21 protein-coding genes are annotated in these 24,716 nt (G+C 66.3%); 16 read left to right on the top strand and 5 right to left on the bottom strand.

Going from position 1 to position 24,716, the window contains the following annotated elements; genetic code table 11:
* Window positions 1–58 precede the first annotated feature (58 nt).
* Window positions 59–967, top strand: coding sequence for a LysR family transcriptional regulator (locus tag IB259_RS15000; RefSeq protein WP_119450374.1), 909 nt, complete (start codon window positions 59–61; stop codon window positions 965–967).
* A gap of 20 nt (window positions 968–987) precedes the next feature.
* Here the strand turns inward: IB259_RS15000 and IB259_RS14995 are convergent, their stop codons facing one another.
* A complete protein-coding gene (locus IB259_RS14995) occupies window positions 988–1,893 on the bottom strand; it encodes a LysR substrate-binding domain-containing protein (RefSeq protein WP_125470169.1) in 906 nt (301 codons plus the stop codon).
* Window positions 1,894–1,995: 102 nt separating this feature from the next.
* Here IB259_RS14995 and IB259_RS14990 point away from each other — a divergent pair, with 102 nt between their 5' ends.
* The 14 genes from IB259_RS14990 (at window position 1,996) to IB259_RS14925 (ending at window position 18,659) form a co-directional block, all read left to right on the top strand.
* Complete coding sequence (locus IB259_RS14990) at window positions 1,996–5,538, top strand: indolepyruvate ferredoxin oxidoreductase family protein (RefSeq protein ID WP_192329409.1); 3,543 nt, start codon at window positions 1,996–1,998, stop codon at window positions 5,536–5,538.
* A 315-nt stretch (window positions 5,539–5,853) separates the two neighbouring features.
* Window positions 5,854–6,711: an N-acyl homoserine lactonase family protein gene (locus IB259_RS14985; RefSeq protein ID WP_054452072.1), complete on the top strand. Its 858-nt coding sequence runs from the start codon at window positions 5,854–5,856 to the stop codon at window positions 6,709–6,711.
* Window positions 6,712–6,720: 9 nt separating this feature from the next.
* Window positions 6,721–7,680: an ABC transporter ATP-binding protein gene (locus IB259_RS14980; RefSeq protein WP_054452071.1), complete on the top strand. Its 960-nt coding sequence runs from the start codon at window positions 6,721–6,723 to the stop codon at window positions 7,678–7,680.
* Window positions 7,677–8,390 carry an ABC transporter permease gene (locus IB259_RS14975; RefSeq protein WP_119450371.1) on the top strand — a complete coding sequence of 238 codons (714 nt, stop codon included), beginning with the start codon at window positions 7,677–7,679 and terminating at the stop codon, window positions 8,388–8,390. The genes IB259_RS14980 and IB259_RS14975 overlap by 4 nt, the downstream gene beginning before the upstream one ends.
* Complete coding sequence (locus IB259_RS14970; protein WP_192329408.1) at window positions 8,387–9,763, top strand: GldG family protein; 1,377 nt, start codon at window positions 8,387–8,389, stop codon at window positions 9,761–9,763. The genes IB259_RS14975 and IB259_RS14970 overlap by 4 nt, the downstream gene beginning before the upstream one ends.
* The gene (locus tag IB259_RS14965; protein WP_082400813.1) at window positions 9,760–10,299 is read left to right on the top strand and encodes an electron transporter SenC; all 540 of its coding nucleotides are present in this window, start codon (window positions 9,760–9,762) and stop codon (window positions 10,297–10,299) included. The genes IB259_RS14970 and IB259_RS14965 overlap by 4 nt, the downstream gene beginning before the upstream one ends.
* Before the next feature lie 315 nt (window positions 10,300–10,614).
* Window positions 10,615–11,520, top strand: coding sequence for a branched-chain amino acid ABC transporter permease (locus tag IB259_RS14960; RefSeq protein WP_054452067.1), 906 nt, complete (start codon window positions 10,615–10,617; stop codon window positions 11,518–11,520).
* A complete protein-coding gene (locus IB259_RS14955) occupies window positions 11,520–12,500 on the top strand; it encodes a branched-chain amino acid ABC transporter permease (protein WP_054452066.1) in 981 nt (326 codons plus the stop codon). The genes IB259_RS14960 and IB259_RS14955 overlap by 1 nt, the downstream gene beginning before the upstream one ends.
* Window positions 12,501–12,502: 2 nt before the next feature.
* Window positions 12,503–13,243: an ABC transporter ATP-binding protein gene (locus tag IB259_RS14950; protein WP_054452065.1), complete on the top strand. Its 741-nt coding sequence runs from the start codon at window positions 12,503–12,505 to the stop codon at window positions 13,241–13,243.
* 4 nt (window positions 13,244–13,247) lie between these two features.
* Complete coding sequence (locus IB259_RS14945; protein WP_192329407.1) at window positions 13,248–13,904, top strand: ABC transporter ATP-binding protein; 657 nt, start codon at window positions 13,248–13,250, stop codon at window positions 13,902–13,904.
* Window positions 13,905–13,921: 17 nt separating this feature from the next.
* Window positions 13,922–15,358 carry an aldehyde dehydrogenase family protein gene (locus IB259_RS14940; RefSeq protein WP_119450368.1) on the top strand — a complete coding sequence of 479 codons (1,437 nt, stop codon included), beginning with the start codon at window positions 13,922–13,924 and terminating at the stop codon, window positions 15,356–15,358.
* A gap of 25 nt (window positions 15,359–15,383) precedes the next feature.
* A complete protein-coding gene (locus IB259_RS14935) occupies window positions 15,384–16,136 on the top strand; it encodes a glucose 1-dehydrogenase (RefSeq protein ID WP_192329406.1) in 753 nt (250 codons plus the stop codon).
* Between the two features lie 57 nt (window positions 16,137–16,193).
* Window positions 16,194–17,318: a zinc-dependent alcohol dehydrogenase family protein gene (locus tag IB259_RS14930; RefSeq protein ID WP_125470160.1), complete on the top strand. Its 1,125-nt coding sequence runs from the start codon at window positions 16,194–16,196 to the stop codon at window positions 17,316–17,318.
* Window positions 17,319–17,354: 36 nt separating this feature from the next.
* Window positions 17,355–18,659: an ABC transporter substrate-binding protein gene (locus tag IB259_RS14925; protein WP_054452060.1), complete on the top strand. Its 1,305-nt coding sequence runs from the start codon at window positions 17,355–17,357 to the stop codon at window positions 18,657–18,659.
* 291 nt (window positions 18,660–18,950) lie between these two features.
* On the opposite strand, the gene IB259_RS14920 is transcribed toward IB259_RS14925, so the two are convergent.
* Entirely contained in the window at window positions 18,951–20,717 is a 1,767-nt protein-coding gene (locus IB259_RS14920) for a diguanylate cyclase (protein ID WP_192329405.1), read from the bottom strand.
* A gap of 197 nt (window positions 20,718–20,914) precedes the next feature.
* On the bottom strand, window positions 20,915–21,955 hold the full coding sequence (locus IB259_RS14915; protein ID WP_175212641.1) for a DUF2235 domain-containing protein: 1,041 nt from the start codon (window positions 21,953–21,955) through the stop codon (window positions 20,915–20,917).
* A gap of 341 nt (window positions 21,956–22,296) precedes the next feature.
* On the opposite strand from IB259_RS14915, the gene IB259_RS14910 reads away from it, so the two are divergent.
* Complete coding sequence (locus tag IB259_RS14910; protein ID WP_192329404.1) at window positions 22,297–23,049, top strand: 5'-methylthioadenosine/adenosylhomocysteine nucleosidase; 753 nt, start codon at window positions 22,297–22,299, stop codon at window positions 23,047–23,049.
* 12 nt (window positions 23,050–23,061) lie between these two features.
* Here the strand turns inward: IB259_RS14910 and IB259_RS14905 are convergent, their stop codons facing one another.
* Both IB259_RS14905 and IB259_RS14900 read right to left on the bottom strand, forming a co-directional pair.
* Entirely contained in the window at window positions 23,062–23,226 is a 165-nt protein-coding gene (locus tag IB259_RS14905) for a hypothetical protein (RefSeq protein ID WP_166738255.1), read from the bottom strand.
* 56 nt (window positions 23,227–23,282) lie between these two features.
* Window positions 23,283–24,674: a tetratricopeptide repeat protein gene (locus tag IB259_RS14900; protein ID WP_225596862.1), complete on the bottom strand. Its 1,392-nt coding sequence runs from the start codon at window positions 24,672–24,674 to the stop codon at window positions 23,283–23,285.
* Window positions 24,675–24,716 lie beyond the last annotated feature (42 nt).

Raw genomic sequence — 24,716 nt, 5'->3', positions numbered from 1 at the left:
AATCCAAATTAACTCAAGTTAATTTTGGAAAATCCGAATTTTCAGCAGCCCTGAAGCCATGTCCGCGCCCTTGAAGATCCAGCATCTGCGCCAGTTTCTGTTGGCGGCCGACCACGGCAGTTTCCGTCTGGCGGCCGAAGGCACATTCCGTTCGCAGGCGGCCGTGTCGGCGGCCATGCAGGATCTTGAGCAGCAGCTGGGCGCGCCGCTGTTCGAACCCGGCAAGCGCGCGCAGCTCACGCCCCTGGGTATAGCCGTGGCCCCGCTGTTCCGCGAACTGCTGTCCACCCACGACCGGGTGCTGGACGCGGCGCGTCAGTTCGGCCTGGGCAGCCAGGGACCGGTATCGCTGGCGGTGATGCCGTCGCTGGCCGACGAGTGGCTGCCGCGTTTGCTGGAGCGCTATGCGCGCAGCCACCCCGCGATCCGCATCCGCGCCGTCGACGAGTCCTCGCAGGATGTGCACCGGCTGGTGCTTGGCGGCGAGATCCAGGTAGGGGTGGCAGGGCAGGTGCCGCGCACGGCGGAAGTGGCATTCGCGCCGGTGGCGCGCGACGCGTTTGGCCTGGTGTGCCGCAAGAGCCATCCGCTGGCGCGGCGGCGCGGCCCCGTGCCCTGGTCGGCGTTGGCGGGCGAGCGCCTGATAGGCAATGCCACCTTCGACACGCTGAAGAACCGGCAACTGGGCAGCGCCATCGAGGACCCGTTCATGGTGGTGTCGAACCGCGCGTCGCTCCTGGCCAGCGTGGTCAGCGGGCTGGGCGTGACGGTGCTGCCGGTGCTGGCGCGGCCGGCCGCCGCGACCGGACTGGCCTTCGTGCCGCTGGCCGAACCCACGGTCGAGCGCATCGTCGGCGTGCTGACCCGCAAGGAAGAAACGCTGCTGCCGTCGGTGGCTGCCATGCATGCATTGGCCCTGCGTTCCCTGGCCCAGTTCACGCGCCGCAAGGGCGCGATCCTGGTATAGCGGCCAGGCGTGCTGCGGCGCTAGACGCCGCAGGCGTAGATCATGAACTGGCGGAAGGCTTCGGCGGGCTTGGCCAGCCGCGCTTGCGGATGCCACAGCAGCCCGGCCTCCATGGGCGGGACGGCATCGGTAATGGGTACGGCCTCGATCTTGCGGCCCTCCAGCGACCACGGACGGTAGACCATGTCCGACAGCATCGTGACGCCGAAGCCATGCGCAACCAGCCCGCGAAGCGCCTCCATCGAGCGCGTGCGGAAGGCGATGTCGGGCTGCAGGCCGTGGGCGCGCCAGTAGGCCAGCGCGGAGCGTTCGCCTTCGTCCATTTCCAACAGGATGTAGGGATAGCCGGCAATGTCGGCCAGCGACGGCGCCGATGCCTGCGCCAGCGGATGGCCGGACGCGGTCCATAGCTGCCGCCGCGAGCGTACCAGCACCTGGTGGCCGAAGCGCTCGCGCCGTTCCACGTTGGACAGCAGCGCCACGCCCAGCTCGACCTCGCCGCAGGTTACGGCGGCTTCGATCTCGGGCCGGTCGAGGTCGACAAGGTCCAGCTCCACGTCGGGATAGCGCCGCCGGAAGCGCGCCAGCAGGTCGGGCAGGAAGTAGCCCAGCACCGTGTAGGACGCGGCGATCCTCACTGCGCCGCGCAGCGCATAGCGCTGGAAGCCGGGTTCACGCAGGGCGTCGTCCAGCGAGTCGAGCACTTCACGCGCCCGCTGGTGGAAGTTATGCCCTTCGGGCGTCAGGGTGACGCCATGCGGATGGCGGTCGAACAGCCGCACGCCCAGTTGCGCCTCCAGCGCCAGGACGGCGTTGGTGACCGCGGATTGGGAGACATGCTCGTCGGCGGCGGCCATGGAAAACCGGCCGGTCCGGGCGGCAGCCGCGAAGTAGCGCAGTTGGCGCAGGGTGACATCGTTAGCCATCTGTTTAGCGCATACCTGATACCTGAATATATGAATATACGATAACCAGCCTGCTTCCTACACTGCGGCAAAACACCAAGAACCGGAACGCAGGAGACAAGCGTGGACACCCCCCTTTCCGCAGGCGCGGCCGATACCCATGGCCTGACGCTGGACGACAAGTACACCCGCAGCCACGGGCGCATCTATCTGAGTGGCACCCAGGCCCTGGTGCGGCTGCCGCTGTTACAAAAGCAGCGCGACCTGCAGGCCGGCCTGAACACCGGCGGCTACATCTCTGGCTACCGCGGCTCGCCGCTGGGCGGGCTGGACCAGGCCCTGTGGAAGGCCAAGCGCCACCTGCAGGCCAACGACGTGGTGTTCCAGCCCGGCGTGAACGAAGACTTGGCCGCCACGGCGGTATGGGGCTCGCAGCAGCTGAACCTGTTTCCGGGGGCGGCGCGCGACGGCGTATTCGGCATGTGGTACGGCAAGGGGCCGGGCGTGGACCGGTCGGTGGACGTACTCAAGCATGCCAATTCCGCCGGCAGTTCGGCGCATGGCGGCGTGCTGATGCTGGCGGGCGACGACCATGCCGCCAAGTCCTCGTCGGTGGCGCACCAGTCCGAGCACGTGCTGATCGCCAGCGGCATCCCAGTGCTGTATCCGTCCAACGTGCAGGAGTACCTGGACTACGGCCTGCATGGCTGGGCCATGAGCCGCTACACCGGCCTGTGGGTGGCGATGAAATGCGTGACCGACGTGGTCGAGTCCAGCGCTTCGGTGGAAGTGGATCCGGACCGGGTGCAGGTGGTGCTGCCCGAAGACGTCTTGCCCGAAGGCGGTCTGAACATCCGCTGGCCCGACACGCCGCTGGCGCAGGAGGCGCGGCTGCTGGACCACAAGTGGTATGCGGCGCTGGCCTATGTGCGCGCCAACAAGCTGAACCGCGTGGTGCTGGATTCCCCGCAAGCGCATTTCGGCATCATGACCGCGGGCAAGGCGTATCTGGACGTGCGCCAGGCGCTCAACGACCTGGGCCTGGACGAGGCGGCCTGTAGCGAGGCCGGCATACGCGTGCTGAAGGTGGGCTGCATCTGGCCGCTGGACGCGCAGGATGCGCGCGAGTTCGCCACCGGCCTGAAAGAGATCCTGGTGGTGGAGGAAAAGCGCCAGATCCTGGAATACGCGCTGAAGGAAGAACTCTACAACTGGCGCGACGATGTACGGCCACGCGTCTACGGCAAGTTCGACGAACGCGACAACGGCGGCGGCGAATGGTCCACGCCGCGCGGCGGCTGGCTGCTGCCCGCGCGTCACGAGCTGTCGCCCGCGCTGATCGCCCGCGCCATCGCCGCGCGGCTGGAAAAGGCCGACCTGTCGGATGCGCTGAGAGCGCGCATCGCGGCGCGGCTGGCTGTCATCGACGCCAAGGAGCGCGAGGCTTCCCGTCCCACGCTGGTGGAAGAGCGCAAACCCTGGTTCTGTTCCGGCTGTCCGCACAACACCTCCACCCGCGTGCCCGAAGGCTCGCGCGCCGTGGCCGGCATAGGTTGCCATTACATGGCGATGTGGATGGACCGCAAGACCGACACCTTCAGCCAGATGGGCGGCGAGGGCGTCGCCTGGCTGGGGCAGAAGGATTTCACCGCTGAGCGTCACATCTTCGCCAACCTGGGCGACGGCACCTATTTCCATTCGGGGTTGCTGGCCATACGCGCGGCAGTCGCCGCGCACGCCAGCATCACCTACAAGATTCTCTACAACGACGCCGTCGCGATGACGGGCGGGCAGCCGGTGGATGGCGTGCTCACGGTGCCGCAGATCGCCGCCCAGATGCAGGCCGAAGGCGTGGTCAAGACCGTGGTGGTGACCGACGAGCCGGAAAAGTACGCCGGCGCTACCGCGTTGCCGCAGGGCGTGGAGGTGCACCACCGCAAGGCGCTCGACGACGTGCAGCGCGCCTTGCGCGACATCGCTGGCACGACGGTGCTGATCTACGACCAGACCTGCGCCACCGAGAAGCGCCGTCGCCGCAAGCGCGGCGAGTATCCCGATCCGCCGCGCCGCGCCTTCATCAACGAGTCGGTCTGCGAAGGTTGCGGCGACTGCTCGGTGCAATCCAATTGCCTGTCGGTCGAGCCGCTGGATACGCCGCTGGGCACGAAACGCCGCATCAACCAGTCGTCCTGCAACAAGGACTTTTCCTGCGTGGAGGGCTTTTGCCCCAGCTTCGTCACGGCGGAAGGCGCGACGCTGCGCAAGCCGGGCACGGGCAGGGATCTCCCCGCGTTGGCCGAACCGCCGCAGCCCGACCTGGCAGGGATCCGTCCGCTTGGGGCCTACCGCGTGGTGATCGCGGGCGTGGGCGGAACCGGCGTCGTGACCATAGGCGCGCTGCTGGGCGCGGCCGCGCATCTTGAAGGCAAGGGCGTGACCGTGCTGGACATGGCCGGGCTGGCGCAGAAAGGCGGCGCCGTGCTCAGCCACGTGCAGCTGGCCAATCGCCCCGCGGACCTGCATGCCACGCGCGTGGCGCTGGGCGAGGCCGACCTGGTCATCGGCTGTGACGCGCTGGTGTCGGCGTCGCCCGAAGTGCTGTCGCGCCTGCGCCCGGACCATGGCCGCGCCGTCGTGAACAGCAGCGCCGCGCCGACGGCAGCCTTCCTGTCGCAGCCGAGCTGGCGCTTCCCCGGCGCGCAAGCCGAAGCCGCGCTGGCGCGCAGCACGGGCGACAACTGCGATTTCATCGAGGCCGGCCCGCTGGCCGAGGCCCTGCTCGGCGACACCATCTACGCCAATCCGCTGCTGCTGGGCTATGCCTGGCAGCAGGGCGGCCTGCCGCTGGCGCTGGACAGCCTGCGGCGCGCCATCGAGCTGAACGGCGTCTCGGTCGAAAAGAACCTGGCCGCCTTTGAACTGGGCCGGCAAGCCGCGCATCATGGCGCCGCCGCGCTCAAGCCGGCGCCGCGGGCGCAGGTGATGGCCTTGCCGGAGTCCCTGGACGGCCAGATCCAGCGGCTGGCGCAACACGTACGCGCCTATCAGGACGAGGCCTACGCCGCGCGCTTCCTGGATGCGGTGGCAGCGGTGCGGGCGCGCGAAGCCGCGCTGGCGGATCCGCAGCGTTTCGAGGTCACGCAGGCGGTCGCGCGAAACCTCGCCAAACTCATGACTTACAAGGACGAGTACGAGGTGGCGCGCCTGTACGTGGATCCGGCCTTCAAGGCCCGGCTGCGCGAGCAGTTCGAAGGAGAACCCGGCCGCGACTACCAGCTGCGCTATCACTTGGCGCCACCCGCGCTGGCGCGCCGCGACGCGCGCGGGCGCCTGCAGAAGCGCGCCTACGGTTCGTGGATGGGACTGGCGTTTCGCGCGCTGGCGCCCATGAAGCGGTGGCGCGGCACCTGGCTGGACGTGTTCGGCAAGACCGCCGAACGCCGCATGGAGCGACAACTGGCGGCCGACTACCTGGCGCTGGCCGAGGAGTTCTCCCGCACGCTGGACGCGGCCAATCACGCCACGGCGCTGGAACTGGCCGCGCTGCCTGACACGATCCGTGGCTATGGCCATGTCAAGGAGCAGAACGTCGAACGGGCGCGCGCGCGGGAAGCCGGGCTGTGGGAGCAGTACCGCGCGCCGGCGCGGGAAACGCTGGCGGCTTGAGACCGCTACGCCGACAGGGCGGCAATCGTGCCGCCCTGTCGGCCATTAGGGATTCCCGCCACTTTGGGCCCGCCGAAACCATGCTTAAGCATTTCTCAATAGGCAGACTCGGGGGCTTGCGTCAGAGTTCTGCATCATGAAACGGCCGCCAGACGCCGTTGCCCGTCGCGCCGCCGAGCGCGGCGGTCGCGATGCCCGCACACAGAAGATTGCCTGCCTTTTGCACACCAGCCGAGAGCCCGGGGAAACACCGGGCGCCGGCTGACCGGCCGTTGCCGTCCGGCAGCGGCTCCCTGTTGGTCCGAGGAGACAACAATGAGCAAGAGTTGGAAAGCGCTGTTGGGCGCGGCCGCCGTCATGGCGGGAGGGTGGGTCCACGCGGCCGACGCGCCGCCGGACATCAAACTGATGCAATTGTCCGTGGGCAAGATCGAGCTGGACAAGGGCTTCATGACCGCCATGGTGGACGTGGGCACCAAGATCAAGATTCCCGTGCCGGCCTACGTGATCCAGCACCCGCGCGGACTGGTCTTGTTCGATACCGGCATGAACCAGGCCACGGCCGACGGCAACTGCGCCAATTACTGGGGGCAGGGCCTGTGCGGCGCGTTCAACTCCATCCAGGGGCGCGACGAAGTGGTGGACCGCCAACTCAAGGCCGCCGGCTTTGACGTGAACGACGTCAAGTACGTGGTGTATTCGCACTTCCACCTGGACCATGCAGGCAACATCAAGATGTTCCCCAAGGCGCGCCACGTGGTGCAGAAGGCGGAGTTGCGGGCCGCATGGTGGCCGGAGAAATTCCAGCGCGCGGCCTATGTCATGAAGGACTTCGATACCACGCGCGACTACGACTTCATCCAGGTGGAAGGGGATTTCGACCTGTTCGGCGACGGCAGCATCGTGCTGCTGGACACCAAGGGCCATACCCAGGGCCACCAGTCCCTGCAGGTCAAGCTGAAGAACACGGGCACGGTGCTGCTGGCGGCGGACGCCATCTACACGGGCGAGAACGAAGCCGGCGTGATTCCGGGCATCACCTGGAACACGGCCGCTTCCATGCTGGCCATCGACCGGCTCAAGCAGATCCGCGACGCGCGCCAGGGACAGCTCTGGTACAGCCACGATGCGGAGCAGCACGCGCAGAACGCCAAGACCAAGGTCTTCGACTGAGGAAGCGCCATGCAGCCGGTAGTCGCCTTGCATGAAGTCTGCAAGTCGTTCGGGCCGCGCCAGGTCCTGCATTCCCTGAGCCTCAGCGTGGGGCCAGGGGAAATCGTGGGCCTGCTGGGTCCGAACGGCAGCGGCAAGACCACCACCTTGCGCCTGATGGCGGGCTTCTACGCGCCCGATAGCGGCCGCATCACGATCCGCGGCCGTCTGCCGGCCGCGGGGCGCGGCAACGCCGACATCGGCTATCTGCCCGAGCGCGCGCCGCTGTATGACGCGCTGACGGTGTCGCAGTACCTGGAGTTCGTTGCCGGCGTCAAGGTCGAGGGCGGCGCGCGCGCCCGGCGCCAGGCGACAGAGCGGGCCATCGAAGGGTTCGATCTGCAGGGCCTGACGCGGTCCAACATAGGCCGGCTGTCCAAGGGACAGCGCCAGCGCGTCGGTCTGGCGCAGGCCGTGCTGAACGACCCGCCCGTGCTGTTGCTGGACGAGGCCACCAACGGACTGGATCCGGTGCAGATCGTCGAAGCGCGCGCCATGATACGGCGCTGCGCGCAGGGACGCGCCGTGGTGTTCAGCAGCCATCTGATGCAGGAAGTGGAGGCCCTGTGCACCCGCATCGCCATCCTGCGCCAGGGACGACTGGTGGAGGATGCGGCGCTGGGCGAGACGCCGGCCGCGCTGCAGCTGAGCCTGAGGTTGCCCCAGGCGCGGCACGCGGCCCTGCGCGCGGCCCTGCTTGCTTGCCCCGGAGTCAAGGGCGTCGACGCCGAGCCGGTCGACGCGGACCATAGCAAATGGCGCATAGGCTGGGACCGCCAAGAGGGCGGCGAGGCGAGCTGCGACGTCGTGCTGCGTATCGTGCTGGCGCATGCGGAAGTGCGCGCGGTGCTGTCCATGCACGACGCCGTCGAGGCCCGCCTGTTGGCCGCGCTGGCGCCCAACGACCCGCAACTGCGGAGGCGCGCATGAGGAGCTTTCTCGCCCTGTACCGCAAGGAACTGCGCACCGACTTCGGCTCCCCCGTGGCGCTGGCGGTGGTGGCGGTGTTCTGGGCACTGTCGGGCTATCTGTTCAGCTTCAACCTGTTCTTCGTCAGCACGGGGCAGATGGTGACCGCCTTTCACAACATGACCATTCTGCTGATCCTGGTGATGCCGCTGGTCAGCATGCGGGCCTTCGCGGAAGAAGCGCGGCAGGGCACGCTGGAGCTGCTGCTGACCTTGCCGCTGCCGGACTTCACCTTGGTCGCGGCCAAGTACGCGGCCGGATTGACCGTGCTGGCGCTGATGCTGGCGGGCACCGCGTCCGCGGTGCTGCCTCTGGCCTGGTACGGACAGCCGGACTATGGGCCCATCGTCGGCGGCTACATCGGCGTGTTCCTGTACGGCGCGCTGTTCCTGGCTATCGGCATCGCGATGTCCAGCGCCTGCACCAATCAGATCGTGGCGGCCAGCGCCACCTGGGGACTCCTCGTGCTGCTGTGGTTCATCGACTATCCCGCCGCGCTGGACGCCTTTCCCGCGCTATCACCGTTCTTCCAGGCCCTGTCGCTGTCGGCGCAGCACGTGGACTTCATCCGCGGCGTGCTGCCAGGCCCGGCCACGCTGACTTTGGCCAGCCTGACGCTGCTGGCCTTGATGGTGGCCGCGGTCAACCTCAAGCGCTGGAGGCTGAGATGAAACCCGACGCTCCGCGCCGCGCCATAAAGCGCCTGGCGTTATGGCTGCCGGTGATGGCCGTGGCGGCGCTGCTGCTGGCGCTGAACCTATGGGCATCGCGCCATCTGGGGCGCCTGGACCTGACCGCCCAACGCCTGTACAGCCTGGCTCCCGAAAGCATCGAGGTGGCGCGCCGTATCAACCAGCCCGTCGAGGTCACCTGGTTCTACGACCTGCGCAACAAAAGCATGGTCGACGCGCTGGAGCTGCTGCGCCAGTACCAGCGCGCCAATCCGCTGATCCAGGTGCGCGGCGTGGATCCCGCGCTGCGCCCGGCCGAGGCGCGCGAGGCCGGCATCCAGTTCGCCGGCAGCGCCGTGCTGGCCGCAGGCGAACGCCGCATGACGATCAACGGCGGCACCGAGACAGATTTCACCAATGCGCTGATCCGTATCAGCCAACGTGGCGCGCAGACCGTCTGCTTCACGCAAGGGCATCGCGAACCCGCGTTGGACAGCCTGACCTCGTTGGACGACCTGGAAGAGCATGACGGCGATGAGAATCTGGTGGCCCGGGTCGAGGTGCATGAGCAGCATGGCATGGCGATGGCGCGCAACGCGCTGCGCACATTGGGCTTCGCTACGCGCGGCGTGAACGCGGGCAGCCTGGCGCAAGCGCTGCCGCAATGCTCGGTGGTGGTGGCCGCCGGTCCGCGTACGCCGTTCGGCGCGAGCGATGCGCAGGCGCTGCGTGAATGGACGGCCGCGGGCGGCAAGACGCTCTTGCTGCTGGAGCCGGATTCGGTCCACGGCCTGGATGCCTTGCTCGGCGACTTCGGCATCGCGCGTCCGGCGGGCGCGCTGGCGGACCCGGCCAGCCACTACCGCAACGATCCCGGCAGTCCGGCCGTCAGCGATTACACGCGGCACAAGCTGACGCGCGGCCTGCCCTTGAGCTTCTTCCCAGGCGCGGCCGGCCTGGAACCCGCAGGCGACAGCCTGCCCCGCGGGGTGGTGGTGACGCCGCTGGCGCAGACCTCCGACCAGGCGCTGCTGCCCGGCCGGTCCGCCGCGCGCTACGCGCTGATGGCCTTGGCCACGCGCAACGCCCAGGGCGCGGACGGCGCCGCGCTGCCCATGCTGCTGGTGGCGGGGGACAGCGATTTCGCGACCAACCGCCATTTCGCCACCCTCGGCAACGGCCCGCTCTTCACCAACGCGGTATCCCTGTTGGCGGGCGAGGACGCCTTGCTGACGATACGGCCCCGGCATTACGAGAACCGCCGGGTCGAGCTGACCAACCGCCAGATGCGCGCGGTCTTCTGGACCAGCACGGTGGCCTTGCCCCTGCTGGCGCTGATGGCCGGACTGCTGATGTGGTGGAGGCGCCGATGAACGTCGCGCGTACCGGATGGTCGCTGCTCCTGGCCGCAGGCATCGGCCTGTCGCTATGGCAATGGCGGGAGGCAACCGAGTCGCCGCAGCGCCGTGGCGGCCATACCCATCTGCACGACGACTCCGGCAAGCCCGCGCGGCTCTATGCCTGGAGCCCGGCCGATGCCGTACAGGTGGTCCTGACCGCGCCCGACGGCACGCTGAGGCTGCGGCGCGGCGCGCAAGGCTGGGCAGCGGAATCAGCGGCGACAGCTGGCGGTTTCGATGCCGGGGAGTTCGTGGCGCTGTTTTCGCAGGCCCGCAGCGACCGCGTGCTGGCCCCGCAGCCGGACCAGCCCTATGGCCTGGCGCCGCCGCAACTGCGTATCGACGTCCTGGACGCGTCCGGTGGCACGCTGGCGAGCCTGGAAGTAGGCGCGCTGGCACCCGATGGACTAGGCCGTTATGTGCAGGTGCCCGGGGAACAGACGATACGCATCATCCCCGACTACCAGACCCGCGCGCCGCTGGCCGCTATGGCGGCTGCAGCTCCTTGAATACGCGGCACTCTATCGTCCGCGAAGCCGGGCTTGCACAAAGATAAATAGTCGCTGAAAAGGCGCATACCTATACTTCAAAGCCATTAACAGGCGGGTTTCGACGGCATCGGAAGAATGCAGGGAAACCAGCCGGAAAAGGGCCTTCCGGCCTGTCCGCGGTGCATCGCGGGGCGGACTCGGAAAGGTTGATAACGAGACATGGGCGCGCCGCGCGCGCCAGGGCGACGGCCCGCACAGCCAGGCTTGCGATCGATGTTGCAGGGCAACGGATTCGCGGGCGCGGCAGGTGCACAGCGCTTTGGGAGAAAACGCTTGACCTTGGATCTACTGCCTCTCGCCTTGGTGGACGGCGTGGCGTACGCCAGTCTGCTGTTCCTGGTATCAATGGGGTTAACCCTGGTGTTTGGCGTGATGGGCATCCTGAACGTCGCCCATGGGGCCTTCTACGCGTTCGGGGGCTATGCCGCCGCCAGCTTCGTCATGTTCCTGGCGCCCAAGACGGACTCTCCCATCCTGCTGTTCGCGGCGCTGTTCGTGGCCGCCGTCGCGGTCGGGCTGGCGCTGGGCAGCATCATGGAGTTCCTGCTGATCCGTCGCGCCCAGAACTACGATCCCATCCTGAAGCTGCTGCTCACGTTTGGCGCCTTCCTCATGCTGGAGGACATCCAGCGCATGCTGTGGGGCGCGCAACCCTACAGCGCCAGCGAAGTGGTCAACAGGCTGGGCAACATCGAGATCGGCGACATCACCTACACCACTTATCAACTGGTGGTGGTTCCGGCGACCGCGCTGCTGGCCTACGTGTGCCTGGAATTCTTCCTGCGCCACACCAAGCTGGGCAAGCAGACCGTGGCCACCACGCACAACCGCGAGGTCGCGACCTCGCTGGGCATCAACGCCAAGAAGATCGGCTACGTCACCTTCGTGATAGCCACCATTCTGGGCGCGCTGGGCGGCGCCATGGCAGCGCCGACCACTTCGCTCGTGCCGGGCGCGGGCACCGACATGACCGTGCTGTCGTTCGCGGTGGTCGCCACCGCCGGCCTCGGCCAAATCACGGGCGCGCTGATCGCGGCGCTGCTGATCGGCGTGATCCGCGCCATCGCCGTCTATGCCGCGCCGGAACTCGAGGTGGCAGTGCCGTACATCATCATGGTGCTGGTGCTCATCATCCGGCCGCATGGCCTGTTCACCGTGGCGCAAGCGAGGACGATCTGATGAAAGTTCCCGTCCTCAGCCTGTTGGCCGCGCTGCTTACGCTATTCCTTGGCTACACGTATTCCTGGACCATCACGCCCATCGTCATCGGGCTGACCTACGCCATCGCGGCGCTGGGCGTATCGGTGATGGCCCGCGCCGGGCAGATTTCCTTCGGCCACGCGATGTACTCCTGCATCTCGGCCTACACGGTGGCCTTCCTGGCGCGCGCCGTGCCAGGCGCGGACGCGTTGACGCTGATCCTGGCCGGCGTGCTGGCCAGCTTCCTCGCGGCGGTGGTCATCGGCCTGTTCGTGGTGCGCTACCGCGGCATCTTCTTCGGCATGCTCAACCTCGCCCTGAGCATGGTGCTGTTCGCGCTTCTGGGCAAGCTCTACACCTTGACGGGCGGTTCCGACGGCTTGCGCATCGTGCGGCCGGCGATGGCGGGCTTCGTCATGGAGCGGGAATCGTTCGAGCGTGCGCTGCTGGTGCTGACGCTGGTCCTCTCCCTCGTCCTGGCGTGGTGGGTGCAGCGCTATTTCCGATCCGGCAGCGGCCAGGCCCTGTCGGCGATCAAGACCAACGAAACGCGCCTGGAGTATCTCGGCTTTTCCGCCTACTTCATCATGTGGAAGGGCTACCTGCTGTCGGCCGTGGTGGTCGGTTTCTCGGGCGCCATCCTGGCGCTGATGCAAGGACTGGTCACACCGGAAATCGGCTCCTGGCTGCGCTCGGGCGAATTCGTCTTCATCACCATCCTGGGCGGCGCCGGCCATGCGGCGGGCGCTTTCCTGGGCGCAGTGGGATTCGAATCCGTGAAGCTGATCTCGGCCGCCTACTTCCCGGGCCTTTGGCAGTTCCTGCTGGGCCTGACCCTTATCCTGGTGATCTTCATGTTTCCCACCGGCTTCGTCGGGCAGATCATGAAACGCGCGGCAGCGCAGCGGCGCGAGCAGACCCGCGCGCAGGCCCCAGCCCGGATCCCGGTGAGGAACTGAAAATGAAACCCCTCATTCAAACCAAAGACCTGTACCTGGCCTTCGGCGGCGTGGTGGCCGCCGACAACATCAATTTCGAGCTGCACGAGGGCGAGCGCCTGGCCGTGATCGGGCAGAACGGCGCGGGCAAGACCACCTTCATCAACATCTGCACGGGCTATCTGGCGCCGTCCAAGGGCAAGGTCTATTTCGATGGCCGCGACGTCACGGCGATGGCGCCGCGCAAGATCGTGCGGCTGGGCCTGGGTCGCTCGTTCCAGCTGCCGCAGCTGTTCACCGAGCACACTGTGCGCCAGTGCGTGCAGATCGCCGCGGCACGGCGCAACAAGGAGCTGAGCTGGTTCCGTTCGCTGGAAAGCACCATCGACGAAAAGGAAGTCGATGCCACGCTGGATCTGGTAGGCCTGCTGCCCGAGGCCGAGGAGATCTCCATCGGGCTGCCCGAAGGCAAGCGCAAGCTGCTGGACGTGGCCATGGCGCTGGCCTTGCGGCCCAAGCTTCTGATCATGGACGAGCCCACCAGCGGCGTCGCATCCGAGGACAAGTTCGGCCTGATGGAAACCGTGATGCATGCGCTGGATGAGCGGCGCGTGACCAGCTGGTTCGTCGAGCACGACGTGGACATCGTGTCGCGCTATGCCACGCGCGTGGCGGCCTGGATCTCGGGCAAGGTGGCCGCGGACGGCACGCCCGATGAAGTCTTGAACAACGCGCAGATCAAAAGCGAAGTGCTGGGGGCCTGAGAACATGCTGAACCTATCGGGCGTCAACGTAGACCTGGCCGGAAACCGCATCCTGCGGGACGTCAGCGCCAGTTTCGAAGCCTCCAAGACCATCGGCATCGTCGGCCGCAACGGCGCGGGCAAGACCACGCTCTTGCGCACCATCATGGGCCTGACGCGGCTCAAGTCCGGGAAGATCTCCTTCGACGGCGCCGACTTGACCGCGTTGCCCGGCCATCGGCGCGCGGCCCTGAAGGTGGGCTATGCGCCCGAGGACCGGGTGATCTTCCCGACCATGACCGTGGAGCAGAACCTGCACCTTCCTTGCGAAGTGCAAGGCCAGTCCAAGGCCGAGATCGAGGCGCGCGTCACGACGGTGCTGAAGGTCGTGCCGCAACTGGAGCCCATGCTGCAACGCTCCGGCTCAGCGCTGTCCGGGGGGCAAGGCAAGATGGTGGCGCTGGCGCGCGCCGTCATGGTGGGCACGCGCCTCTTGATGCTGGACGAACCCTTCCAGGGCCTCGCGCCCAAGCTTGCGCGCGACTACACCGAAGCGCTGGCGCGGCTGAAAGAGCTGCAGCCCGACTTGTGCGTGGTGATCACCGAGTCCAACGTCAAGTTGCTCGGCGACATCCCCGACCAGATATGGACGATCGAGCGCGGCTCGATCACGCTGAACTGATTCCACGGAGACATTCCATGACGCAGATGATCATCAACGGCCGCCAGGTCGATGCCGCGGACGGCCGCAGCATCGAGGTGGTTTCGCCGGTAGACGGCAAGGTATTTACCACCATTCCGCGCGGCCAGCAGGCCGACGTGGACGCGGCGGTGCGGGCGGCGCGCGCAGCGCTGGACGGCGAGTGGGGCGGCATGACCGCGCTGGAGCGCGGGCGGCTGCTGCTGCGCCTGGGGGAGAGCGTGCTGGCGCATCACGAGGAACTGGCGCAGCTGGAATCGCGCGACACCGGCAAGCCCATGTCCACGGCGCGCGCCGACATCACGGTGCTGGCGCGCTACTTCGAGTTCTACGGCGGCGCGGCCGACAAGGTGCATGGCCAGACCATTCCCTTCCAGAAGGACTACTCGGTCCAGCTGATCCGCGAGCCGCTGGGCGTCACGGCCCACATCATTCCCTGGAACTATCCGGCGCAGATGTTTGGCCGCAGTGTGGCGCCCGCGCTCGCCATGGGCAACGCCAGCGTGGTCAAGCCGGCCGAAGACGCCTGCCTGTCCATCATCCGCGTGGCCGAACTGGCGCTGGAAGTCGGTTTCCCGGCCGGTGCGTTGAACATCGTGACGGGCCTGGGCGAAGAGGCCGGCGCCAGCCTGTCGCGCCATCCCGACATCAACTTCATCACCTTCACGGGCTCCAACGAGGTCGGCGTGCTGATCCAGCAGGCTGCCGCCGTCAACGCAGTCAAGTGCGTGCTGGAACTGGGCGGCAAGTCGGCGCATATCGTGTTCGACGACGCTCGCTACAAGCTGGCCATTCCGGCCATCGTCAAGGGCATTGTCCACAACGCCGGCCAGACCTGCACTGCCGGCAGCCGCCTGCTGGTGCAGAAGGGCATCTACGCCGATTTCATGAAGGCGTTGGCCGAGGAGTTCTCCAAGGTGCGCGCGGGTACGCCCGACATGGACCTGACCTGCGGTCCGGTAGTCAACAAGGCGCAGTACGACCGCGTAAATCGCTATATCGCGAAGGGCCTGGCGGACGGATTGAAGGTGATGGCTGAGGGCGCCATCGCCGACGGCGTGCCGGAGGGCGGCTACTTCGTCAAGCCGACGCTCTTCAGCGCTGCGACGCATGACAGCGACCTGCTGACGCAGGAGATATTCGGGCCGGTGCTGGTGGCACTGCCGTTCGACACCGAGGCCGATGCCATCCGTCTGGCCAATGCAACGGAATACGGCCTGCTGGGCGCGGTCTGGACCGAAAACGGCGGACGCCAGCAACGCGTGGCGCGCGGCATCAAGTGCGGCCAGGTCTACATCAACGGCTTTGGCGCGGGCGGCGGCGTGGAGCTGCCGTTTGGCGGGGTGAAGAAAAGCGGGCACGGCCGCGAGAAGGGCTTCATCGCGCTGGAAGAAATGAGCACGACCAAGACGCTGATCCAATACTACGGCGAATGATCGCCACACCATCCGGAGACAAACAATGAGTCAGTTGCAAGGCAAGGTCGCCATCGTCACGGGCGGAGGCAGCGGTTTCGGCGAAGGCATCGTCAAGCTGTACGCCAAGGAAGGCGCCCGCGTCGTCATTGCCGACATCAACAAGGAGGCCGCCGACCGCGTGGCAGCCGAAGTCGGCGCCGCCGCCTTGGCAGTGAAGGCCGACGTGTCCAGCCGCGCCGATATCGACAACACGGTGCGGACCTGCCTGGAGAAGTTCGGCGCCGTAGACATCGTGGTCAACAACGCCGCCATCACCCACAAGAACCAACCCATGCTGGACGTGGACGAGGCCATGTTCGACCGCATGTTCGACATCAACGTGAAGTCCATCTACCACATGGCGCAGGCCGTGGTGCCCGTCATGCGCAAGCAGAAGCGCGGCGTGATCCTGAACGTGGGCTCGACCGCCGGCATCCGGCCGCGTCCGGGCCTCAGCTGGTACAACGCGTCCAAAGGCGCGGTCAACGTGCTGTCGAAGTCCATGGCGGTGGAGCTGGGACCCGACGGCATCCGCGTCAACGCCATCTGCCCGGTGATGGGCATCACCGGCATGTTCGAACTGTTCATGGGCCTGCCCGACACGCCCGAGAACCGCGCCAAGTTCGTGTCGACCATTCCGCTGGGCCGCTTCTGCCAGCCTTCGGATGTGGCTGCTGCAGCGCTGTTCCTGGCCAGCGACGCCGCCGAGTTCATCACCGGCGTCGAGTTCCCGGTGGACGGCGGCCGCACGGTCTGACGTGCCGCGCCCGGCCTGTCCGGGCGCTTCTCCTTACTTTTTGTGAGTGACTGGCGTATGAAAATCAGAGCGGCGCTGTTGAGGGAAGTGGGGGTGGAAGGCCCCTATGCCCAGACCCGGCCATTGAGCATTGCCGAGATCGAACTGGACCCGCCCGGCACGGGCGAGGTGCTGGTGCGCATCAAGGCGGCCGGACTATGCCATTCCGACCTGTCGGTCATCAATGGCGACCGGCCCCGCGGCGTCCCTATCGTGCTGGGCCATGAGTCGTCCGGCGAGGTCGTGGAAACCGGCCCCGGCGTAACCGATCTGAAGCCAGGCGACCATGTGGCCATGGTGTTCGTACCCAGCTGCGGCTGCTGCAATCCCTGCATGGAAGGCCGGCCGGCCTTGTGCGAACCGGGCGCCGCGGCCAACACCAAGGGCACATTGCTGGGCGGCGAGCGCCGCCTGCACATCGGTGACGAATATATCAACCATCACACCGGCGTGTCCTGCTTCGCGGAGTATGCCGTGGTGTCGCGCCGTTCCTGCGTCAAGGTGAACGTCGAACTCAGCCATCGCGAAGCAGCGCTGTTCGGCTGCGCCGTGCTGACGGGCGCGGGTGCGGTGCTGAACCGGGCCCGCATCAAGGCGGGCGATACTGCCGCCATCGTCGGCCTGGGCGGCGTGGGGCTGAGCGCCCTGCTGGCTGCTGTGGCCGCCGGTGCGCGCCGCGTCGTGGCGATAGACCTCAGCGACGAAAAGCTTGCCCTGGCCAGGGAGCTGGGCGCGACGCACGTCGTCAATCCCAGGCAGGTGAAATCCGATGACGATCTCTATGACCTGGCCGGCGGCCGGGTGGATTATGGCTTTGACATGGCCGGCGCGGTGCCCGCGTTCGAGACCGCCTACAAGCTGACCCGCCGTGGCGGCGCCACCGTGACGTCGGGCCTGCCCAACCCCAAATTCAGTTTTCCTCTGTCCTTGTCGCAGATGGTGGGCGAAGAGCGCGAGATCCGGGGTAGCTACCTGGGCTCCGGCGTGCCGGCCATCGACATCAGCCGCTACATCGACCTGTACAAAGCGGGCCGGCTACCGGTCGACCGCATGATGGGTAAATCGTTTTCGCTGGACCAGATCAACGAGGGGTTCGATCACCTCGCAACCGGCGGCAGCCTGCGCGACGCCATCGTTTTCTAAGGGCATAGACCCGATACCAACACTGGAGACAAGACCATGAAGACTTCTAGATTGGCGGCGCTGCTGGGCGCCACCCTGCTGTCGGGCGCGGCGGCGCTGGCAAGCGCGGCGGACAAGCCCAAGGAACTGAACATCGGCATCTCGACCTATCTGTCTGGGTCGGCGTCCGTGTTCGGCGTGCCGGCCCGCGATGCGGCCGAGATCCTGATCCAGGACATCAACGCCAACGGCGGGATCGACGGCGTGAAGCTGGTGCCCAGCTACATCGACGAAGGCGGCGGCGGCGAAAAGCTGCTGTCTGAATACCGTCGCCTGGCCGAGGGCGGCACGCGCGTCATGCTGTCGGCTATCTCCAGCGGCCATTGCAACATCGTCGCGCCGGTGGCTGAAGACCTGAAGGTGCTGAACGTGCTGTGGGACTGCGGCACCGAGAAGGCGCTGGAAGGCAAGAAGTACAAGTACGTGGTGCGTACCCAGGCCAACGCCACCACCGAAATGGTCGCCCAGGTGCTGTACCTGATGAAGGTCAAACCCGACTTCAAGACCATCGCCATCGTCAACCAGGACTATGCCTGGGGCCGGGATTCGCGCGACATCTTCCTGGCCGCACTGAAGAAGTTCAAGCCAGACGTCAAGGTCGTGGCCGAGATGTTCCCCAAGTTCGGCGCGGCCGACTTCTCCACCGAGATCAGCCGTCTGCAGGCTTTGCGCCCGGACGTCATCGTTTCCACTTCGTGGGGCGGCGACCTGGACAACTTCGTGCGCCAGGCTTCGCAGCGCAACCTCTTCAAGAACTCGACTTTCGTGCTGTCGTTGGCAGAAAGCTCGCTTGAGCGCCTGGGCAATGCCTTGCCGGAAGGCGTGTATGTCGGCGCGCGTGGCGACCACTACTTCCTGCATCCGGAAACCAAGGACGATCCCCAGCACCAGGCATTCGTGAAGAAGTTCCACGACAAGACCGGCGCCTATCCCATCTATTCGGTCTATCACATGGTGCAAGCGATCCAGGGCCTGAAGGCGGGCTACGAGAAGGCGATCAAGGATAACGCCGGCGCCTGGCCCAGCCCCGAGCAGGTGGCTGCGGCAATGCATGACGTGACCTTCAAGGGCTACGGCCGCGAGGTGAAGATGCAGCGCGCCGACGGCCAGGGCCTCGAAGCGCAGTTGTTCGGTGTGACGAAGAAGAGCGACAAGTATCCGTTCAAGGTGCTGGCCGATATCACCATCGTCCCGGCTGAATTGGTGACTCCGGGCGTGTCGGACACGTCCATGGAATGGATCGACAAGAGCCTGACGCCCGATGTGCTGAAGAGCGATCAGATCAAGGTGTATTCGAACTGAGCAAGCAGGTGTGAGCTGGCATGGCCCCGGCGGGAAACCGCCGGGGCTTTTTTTTCACGATGGCTCCAGTACGCATGTCAACTCGTGCGCGCCAACCAAGGTGGACATGAAGGTCACGGTCCAGAAGACGATGGCGAGAGGTTCGGGCGCGGGTTCAGTCAGGATAACTTGGAGAACATGCGGCGTCTGCTCGAATCCCGCGGAACGCTGTTCTTCAAGAATGACAAGCCATAGTCGTGCATTCCCTGGCGTAGTGCCGCTGCTGCCAAACGGGGGAGGCTCGCCCGCGCGTCAAGCCATCTGTTCGAGCAGCACGCAGTTGCGGCCGGTCAGCTTGGCCTTATATAGCAATTCGTCGGCGCGGCGCGACAGGTTTTCCAGCGCTGCCGTATCGCTGCCGCGGGCGTGGGCCACGCCGAAACTGGCGGTCATGCTGAAGCTGGCGCCTGCGCCGGCACTGATCCGCGTTTGCGCGATGCTCAGCCGCATGCGTTCCGCGATGTCCCGGACGCGGTCGGGGTTGCGGCTGCGGCACAGCACCGCGAACTCTTCGCCGCCCACGCGCGCGACCACGTCGGATTCGCGGAAGGTCTTGCGGCACAGATCGGCCACGGTCTTGAGCGCTTCGTCGCCTGTAGCGTGGCCGTGCGTGTCATTGATGGACTTGAAGTGGTCGATGTCGAACAGGATGAAGCCCAGACCGCTCTGCGGATCGTTGCGGATATCGTCCAGCGAAGCTTCCAGGCGCTTTTCGAAGGCGCGGCGGTTCAGCAGGCCGGTCAGGAAATCCGTTTCGGCCATGATGGCGAGGTCTTGAATCAGGCGGTCGCGTTCGAGTTCCAGCTTACGCACGGCGGTGGCGTTGTCGTTGAGCACGTTCAGCGCCTTGAACATGCCGTTGACTTCGCCCCGGTACTGGTCGGCGGGAATGGGTGGCACATCGCCGCCTTTCGCGATCGCGCCGATGATGTTCGTGGCGCGGACGAAAGGCCGGATGACGCGCTTGCGGAACATGGTCAGGCCGATTATCAACGCGGCCGTGAGCATCGCCGCGGCCGCCAGGGTGGTCAGCAGCACGCGGATCGCGGCCTGGCGGTTTTCTCCGATGCGCCGCTCCACTTCGTTGAGCATCAGGTCGCGAAACCGGACGATGGACTTCATGCGCGGCACATAGTTCGCGCCGAGTTCGTACATCGACACCAATGACTCCTCCGGCGCCCGTTCGGCAATGGCGCGCACGCTGTCGAGGTAGCTCATGCCATCGCCGAAGTACTGCTGCTGCAGCTCGCGGTAGGCGAGGGAGGATGCGTATCGCGGCATGCTGGCGATGTTGGCGTCGATCAGGGCGCGCAGTTCGTCGATGCGGCCGATCACGCGTTCTATCCTCAGCTGATCGCTGGCGGTCAGCGTGCGGCGCTTGCTGAGGGCCGGCGCGAACGTGGAGCCGACCAGTCCCGCCTGTTCGCGCAGTTCGCCGGCCAGCAGCGCCAGGGACAGCAGGTCGAAGTCTTCGCCCTGGTTCCGGGCGACCAGGCCGATGCCGTCGGACATCGCGGCGCGCAGTTCGGGAACCACCGCCACCATGTCGCCGACCACTGTCCACAGGTTGTGGCCGGACGTGTTGGCGCGGGGCGCGGCGATGGCCGCGTCGGCGCTGGCGCGGGCGTTCAACAGGGACTCGCGGATGCGCTGGATGTTGGTGAATTCGCGGGCGCCGTTGGGATTGAGAGGTGCGCGGTAGAGCGCAAGCAGGTCGGCGACTTGCGCATTGGTGCGCTGGCGGGCTTCGGCCAGCGCACGCAGGATGTTTTCGGGGACCGGCAGGTCGGAGCCCAGCGCCGAGTTCATTGGGCCGCGTTCGGCGGATACCGCTTCCATCGTCATCAGGGTCGTGCGGACTACGATGAAGCCCCGCATGGCGTCGTCGGTGGCGGCCAGCGACCGCCAGTTCTGCTGCACCACGATCACGGTCAGCATGGAGACCGGCAGCGCTACGCTGGCTGCCAGCGTCAGGAAATACCTTTCAAGGGATTTGAGAGCAAAGACATTGCGGAACATGCGTAAACATCGGCTCGGAACAATGACTGGTGGCCGGAGGTTACTTGAAATGGGCCGCCCAATGCATGGTTTTCCCGCCACAGTCCGACGGAACGAAGTTTGTATCGCTTTAAGTCGTAAAGTCTCATTTGCCAGCGCATTGCATCACTCTATTGCGAGCGCTTTCAGGGCTTCTTCCAACATGCGCGGCGGGCCCATCATGGCCGTGAGACGGGCAGCTTTTCCAGCGCGTTCTTGAAGTCGGGATACTCCTTCAGGAAATCCAGGCTGCGCCCGAACCGTTTCAGGAGTTGGTCGTCCACCGTCAGATTGAGCACGGTCGCGCCATCCCACAGCCTGGGGCGCTTTTTTACATGGATCAGCACCTTCTCCGTGAACTCGCGGTAGGAGTCGTGCGGCTCGCATTGGTCGTAGTCCGTGGCGACACGTTGCGCCAGTCCGGCCTCCAGGCCGACCTGGCGCGCCTTCTCCTGCAGCCACGAGGCGGGCAGCGTCTGTAGGCTGCCGTCCCGGTAGCCGCCGCCGACGTCCGAATGGGCGCCGATGAACCAGCGCTGCTCGACCGGATGGTCGGCTGGACGCGGCTCGGAGTCAGCCAGCCGGGTCCACAGGGTAGGCGCATACGGTTCGCGAAATTCGTTGGTGGCGATTGCGTGATAGGCGTGATGGACGTGGTTGCTGAGTTCGGTGTCGTGGAAGTTGTAGAACCTGGAGAAACCCGGAAAAGGGATGCCGCCTACCGGTATGCCCAGGCTGCCGACCGTGTCCCAGACGCCGACGAAATGCACGTCGGTCTCGCGCGAGAAATTCACGCGGAAGGTCGCGGCTTCCAGCGAGGAGGGGATGCAGTCGTCGCGGTAGAGCGCATAGGCTTGCTCCACGTTGTTGTCGGAGGGATCGTTCAGCAGGCCGCATTTGCGCACCATGCCGGCCAGGCTGCGGGCGGAGTAGGCGCCACGGCTGAACCCGAACAGGAAGATGCGGTCGCGCGGTTGGTAGCGCTGGCAAAGCCAGCGGTAGCCCGTGCGGATATTGGCCGACAGTCCTGCCCCAAAGGCGCCGCCGGCGAACTTGTCGATGGCCGCCCACAGGCCCTGGCCCTGCGTGCCTACGCCTTCGATATAGAACGTCTCCTGCGTGGAGGTCTCGGGCGCCGCCTTGTAGAGTTCGTAGACGTTGGTGCGGTCATTGGGTTCGTTCCAGGTCCCGTCGAAGAATACGGCCAGATTCTTCACCATGATCGTTCTCCACAGATTGAGTCTTGCAATGAATCTGTTTGCTGGCATGGTCCGCGTCGTGCGCGACGGTAAGCTAGCACGGCGTTCGGACAACGCCGGGTGCATGGTTTCCCTGCTGCATGGACGTACACCGCTTTTTTGACTAGCTAATTGGTCGCAATCCAGCGCATTGTCTGGGTTCGCACGGCGGCGCGGGCGCAGGAGGAAAACTTCACTACATCAAAAGTAGCAATCCTCCAGGCAAGCGCGGGGAGGCCCGCACGCGTTGGCGGCCGCGCCGGGCATGGAGTATGTTGCGGGGCAGGGCGGCCGCGGGCCGCGCATCAATCGAGTAGATGTACATGGGACGTTTAGCCATATTGGGCGCCTTGCACGAAGAGATCGCCGACCTGCTGGCGGCGATGGATCCGGGCGCCGCCATTCACCGCATTGCCATGCGCGACTTCCACGTCGGCACCTTGTGGGGCACGCCTTGTGTGATTGCGTTGAGCCGGATTGGCAAGGTGGCCGCGGCTGCGACAGCATCCATTGTGATCCAGGAATTCAAGGCGTCGCGGGTGGTCTTCACCGGACTGGCGGGCGGCTTGCATGAGGATGTGGCGGTGGGCGATGTGGTCGTGGCCAGTGCGTTGATGCAGCACGACATGGACGCGCGCCCGCTGTTTGGACAGTATGAGATTCCCCTGTTGGGGCGCGAACGCTTCGATGCGGATCCGGTCCTGAGCGAACGGCTGCTGGAAAGCGCGGGACAGTTCGTGCGCCAGGGCGGCTTGCCGGTGGGACCAGGCGGACAGCCGCCGCGGGTGCACCATGGGCTCATCGCCACCGGCGACGTCTTCGTCAACAGCAATGACTATGCGCACCAGCTACGCCAGCGCCTGCCCGATGCGCTCTGCCTGGAAATGGAAGGCGGGGCGATGGCGCAGGTCTGCTACGAATTCGGCGTGCCCTTCGCTGTGCTGAGGGTGATTTCGGATCAGGCCGATCATGCCGCGAAGGCGGACTTCACTGACTTCCTGGTGAACCTGGCGCGGGTCTACACCGCCGGCATCCTGGCGCCCCTGCTGAAGTCGGGCGCGCTGCGGGAAGCCTGAGGCCGGCGCTGGTCAGCGGCCGGTGTCGGGGTAGTTGGGGCCGGCGTCGTGGAAGCCGCCCTGGCTGTAGGGATTGACCGCGCCGGGATGGGGCGGGCCGCCATTGCCCTGCGCGCAACCGGCCAGGACCAGGGCCGTGGCCATGAGAGTAAGCAAGCGGATCAGGGCGGATTTCATGGTGGTCTCCTGCGCGTACCGCTGCTGCGGGGCGCTGCTGGTCTGTCTTCGTTATTTTACGCTTTGACGGCAGCGCCAGTCCTGATCTTGCGTTTGGTCTGCGGCGCCGCGCAGCGCTGCTGATAGGCCTGCACCGCTCGGGAATTCGCGGCCTGGAAGTAGGGGTGCGGATGACCGGCCTCGCGCAGCGCGTCGTACATGCGCCCGCCCCACACGCATTGGGCCTCGGCTTGTTTCCAAAGCCCAGTGGCCAGGTCTTTTTGGCCGTGGCGCCACAGCGCCAGGCCGTAATCGGCCACGATTTCCTCGTCGCGCGGAATCTCGCGGTAGGACTGCTTCAGCAGGTCCAGCCCGCCGTCGACCTCGCCCCTCAGGACGAGGATCCAGCCCAGCGTTCCCAGGTTGTAGGGAAGGGCGCCGGCCGTGGCTATCGATTTGTGCGCTTGCGCCTCGGCTTGCGCCAGGTAGTCGGGAAAATCCGCCAGATAGTAGGCGATGCTGTTGGCCCAGTCGGGATCGTCCCGCAGGGGGACGTCGGCTTGGCGCCGCTGCAATTCCAGCGCGTCTTCCAGCGCCAGGGCGGGCAGGCCCAGCAGGCGTTCCAGCTTGAATCTTGCGCGCAGCACGTCATGATCCACGGGCTCGGATCCTGAGCGGGCGCGTTCCAGCCATAGGCGCGCCAGGTCGGCGCGGCCGGCCATCAGCAGCAGGTTGGCCATGTCCAGCTGTTGCTGCGGCTCTGCGCCGCAGGCGGCGGTATCCACCAGTTGCAGCGCGCCCTCGGCATCGCCCTGGCTGAACTTGCGGTTGATGGCGTCCAGCTCGTCGAAGCAGCGGCGGTTCTCTGCCGCATTGGCCTCGACCGAGATCGAAAGGGAGGCCGCCGGCCGGGCGTGGCTGAAGTAGGCGGTATTGCCCTGCGCGGTGCTGTACCCAAGGTCTACCCATTGCTCACCCCAGCGCACATGCATGGTGGTGATGTAAGGCCACCCCCCCAGCGGACCATTATCCCCGCCGCTCTGCAGCTGGAAAACACTGCCCCAGGCGCCGCTCCCTATGCGCCGGATCAAGGTGAAGTCTTCGGCGGAATGCGCCTCGCGGGTCCAGATCCAGGCGCTGCGGCCCAGCGCGTCGGTGACGCCGTGCACGATGCCGTCGTGGTCGGGCGTACCCTCGATGGCCTTGTCCTCGCCTGTCAGGAACAGGCGGTATGGCGTATTGGGAGCGATGCCGCCGCCGCGGCTGTTGTCCAGCCTCAGGATCAGGTAGCGGCCATGTTCACCCTTGCCGTACTGCGGCATGCCTTGGGGCGGCGTCGCGGGCGTGTTGCGGGTGGCGGCTTTCCGGGAGGACGAGCCGGCGGAGGCATATGCCGGCAAAGCCGCCAGGGCGAGCGCGAGCGCGCCGGACAACAGCAACGGGTACAGCCTGGATTGCGGAAGCGTCATGGGTGCTGCTTGAGGTCTGAGCGGTGGAGCCTGAGAGACAGG

Source organism: Achromobacter sp. ACM04 (assembly GCF_014851465.1).
Classification (GTDB): Bacteria; Pseudomonadota; Gammaproteobacteria; order Burkholderiales; family Burkholderiaceae_B; genus Achromobacter; species Achromobacter aegrifaciens.
The sequence above is the reverse complement of the archived record's forward strand: the minus strand, read 5'-3'. Positions and strand labels throughout refer to the sequence as shown.

Coding starts and splice junctions, on each gene's coding strand:
- IB259_RS15000 (WP_119450374.1), top strand. CDS start 59: ATGTCCGCGCCCTTGAAGATCCAGCATCTGCGCCAGTTTCTGTTGGCG.
- IB259_RS14995 (WP_125470169.1), bottom strand. CDS start 1,893: ATGGCTAACGATGTCACCCTGCGCCAACTGCGCTACTTCGCGGCTGCC.
- IB259_RS14985 (WP_054452072.1), top strand. CDS start 5,854: ATGAGCAAGAGTTGGAAAGCGCTGTTGGGCGCGGCCGCCGTCATGGCG.
- IB259_RS14980 (WP_054452071.1), top strand. CDS start 6,721: ATGCAGCCGGTAGTCGCCTTGCATGAAGTCTGCAAGTCGTTCGGGCCG.
- IB259_RS14975 (WP_119450371.1), top strand. CDS start 7,677: ATGAGGAGCTTTCTCGCCCTGTACCGCAAGGAACTGCGCACCGACTTC.
- IB259_RS14970 (WP_192329408.1), top strand. CDS start 8,387: ATGAAACCCGACGCTCCGCGCCGCGCCATAAAGCGCCTGGCGTTATGG.
- IB259_RS14965 (WP_082400813.1), top strand. CDS start 9,760: ATGAACGTCGCGCGTACCGGATGGTCGCTGCTCCTGGCCGCAGGCATC.
- IB259_RS14955 (WP_054452066.1), top strand. CDS start 11,520: ATGAAAGTTCCCGTCCTCAGCCTGTTGGCCGCGCTGCTTACGCTATTC.
- IB259_RS14950 (WP_054452065.1), top strand. CDS start 12,503: ATGAAACCCCTCATTCAAACCAAAGACCTGTACCTGGCCTTCGGCGGC.
- IB259_RS14945 (WP_192329407.1), top strand. CDS start 13,248: ATGCTGAACCTATCGGGCGTCAACGTAGACCTGGCCGGAAACCGCATC.
- IB259_RS14940 (WP_119450368.1), top strand. CDS start 13,922: ATGACGCAGATGATCATCAACGGCCGCCAGGTCGATGCCGCGGACGGC.
- IB259_RS14935 (WP_192329406.1), top strand. CDS start 15,384: ATGAGTCAGTTGCAAGGCAAGGTCGCCATCGTCACGGGCGGAGGCAGC.
- IB259_RS14930 (WP_125470160.1), top strand. CDS start 16,194: ATGAAAATCAGAGCGGCGCTGTTGAGGGAAGTGGGGGTGGAAGGCCCC.
- IB259_RS14925 (WP_054452060.1), top strand. CDS start 17,355: ATGAAGACTTCTAGATTGGCGGCGCTGCTGGGCGCCACCCTGCTGTCG.
- IB259_RS14920 (WP_192329405.1), bottom strand. CDS start 20,717: ATGTTCCGCAATGTCTTTGCTCTCAAATCCCTTGAAAGGTATTTCCTG.
- IB259_RS14915 (WP_175212641.1), bottom strand. CDS start 21,955: ATGGTGAAGAATCTGGCCGTATTCTTCGACGGGACCTGGAACGAACCC.
- IB259_RS14910 (WP_192329404.1), top strand. CDS start 22,297: ATGGGACGTTTAGCCATATTGGGCGCCTTGCACGAAGAGATCGCCGAC.
- IB259_RS14905 (WP_166738255.1), bottom strand. CDS start 23,226: ATGAAATCCGCCCTGATCCGCTTGCTTACTCTCATGGCCACGGCCCTG.
- IB259_RS14900 (WP_225596862.1), bottom strand. CDS start 24,674: ATGACGCTTCCGCAATCCAGGCTGTACCCGTTGCTGTTGTCCGGCGCG.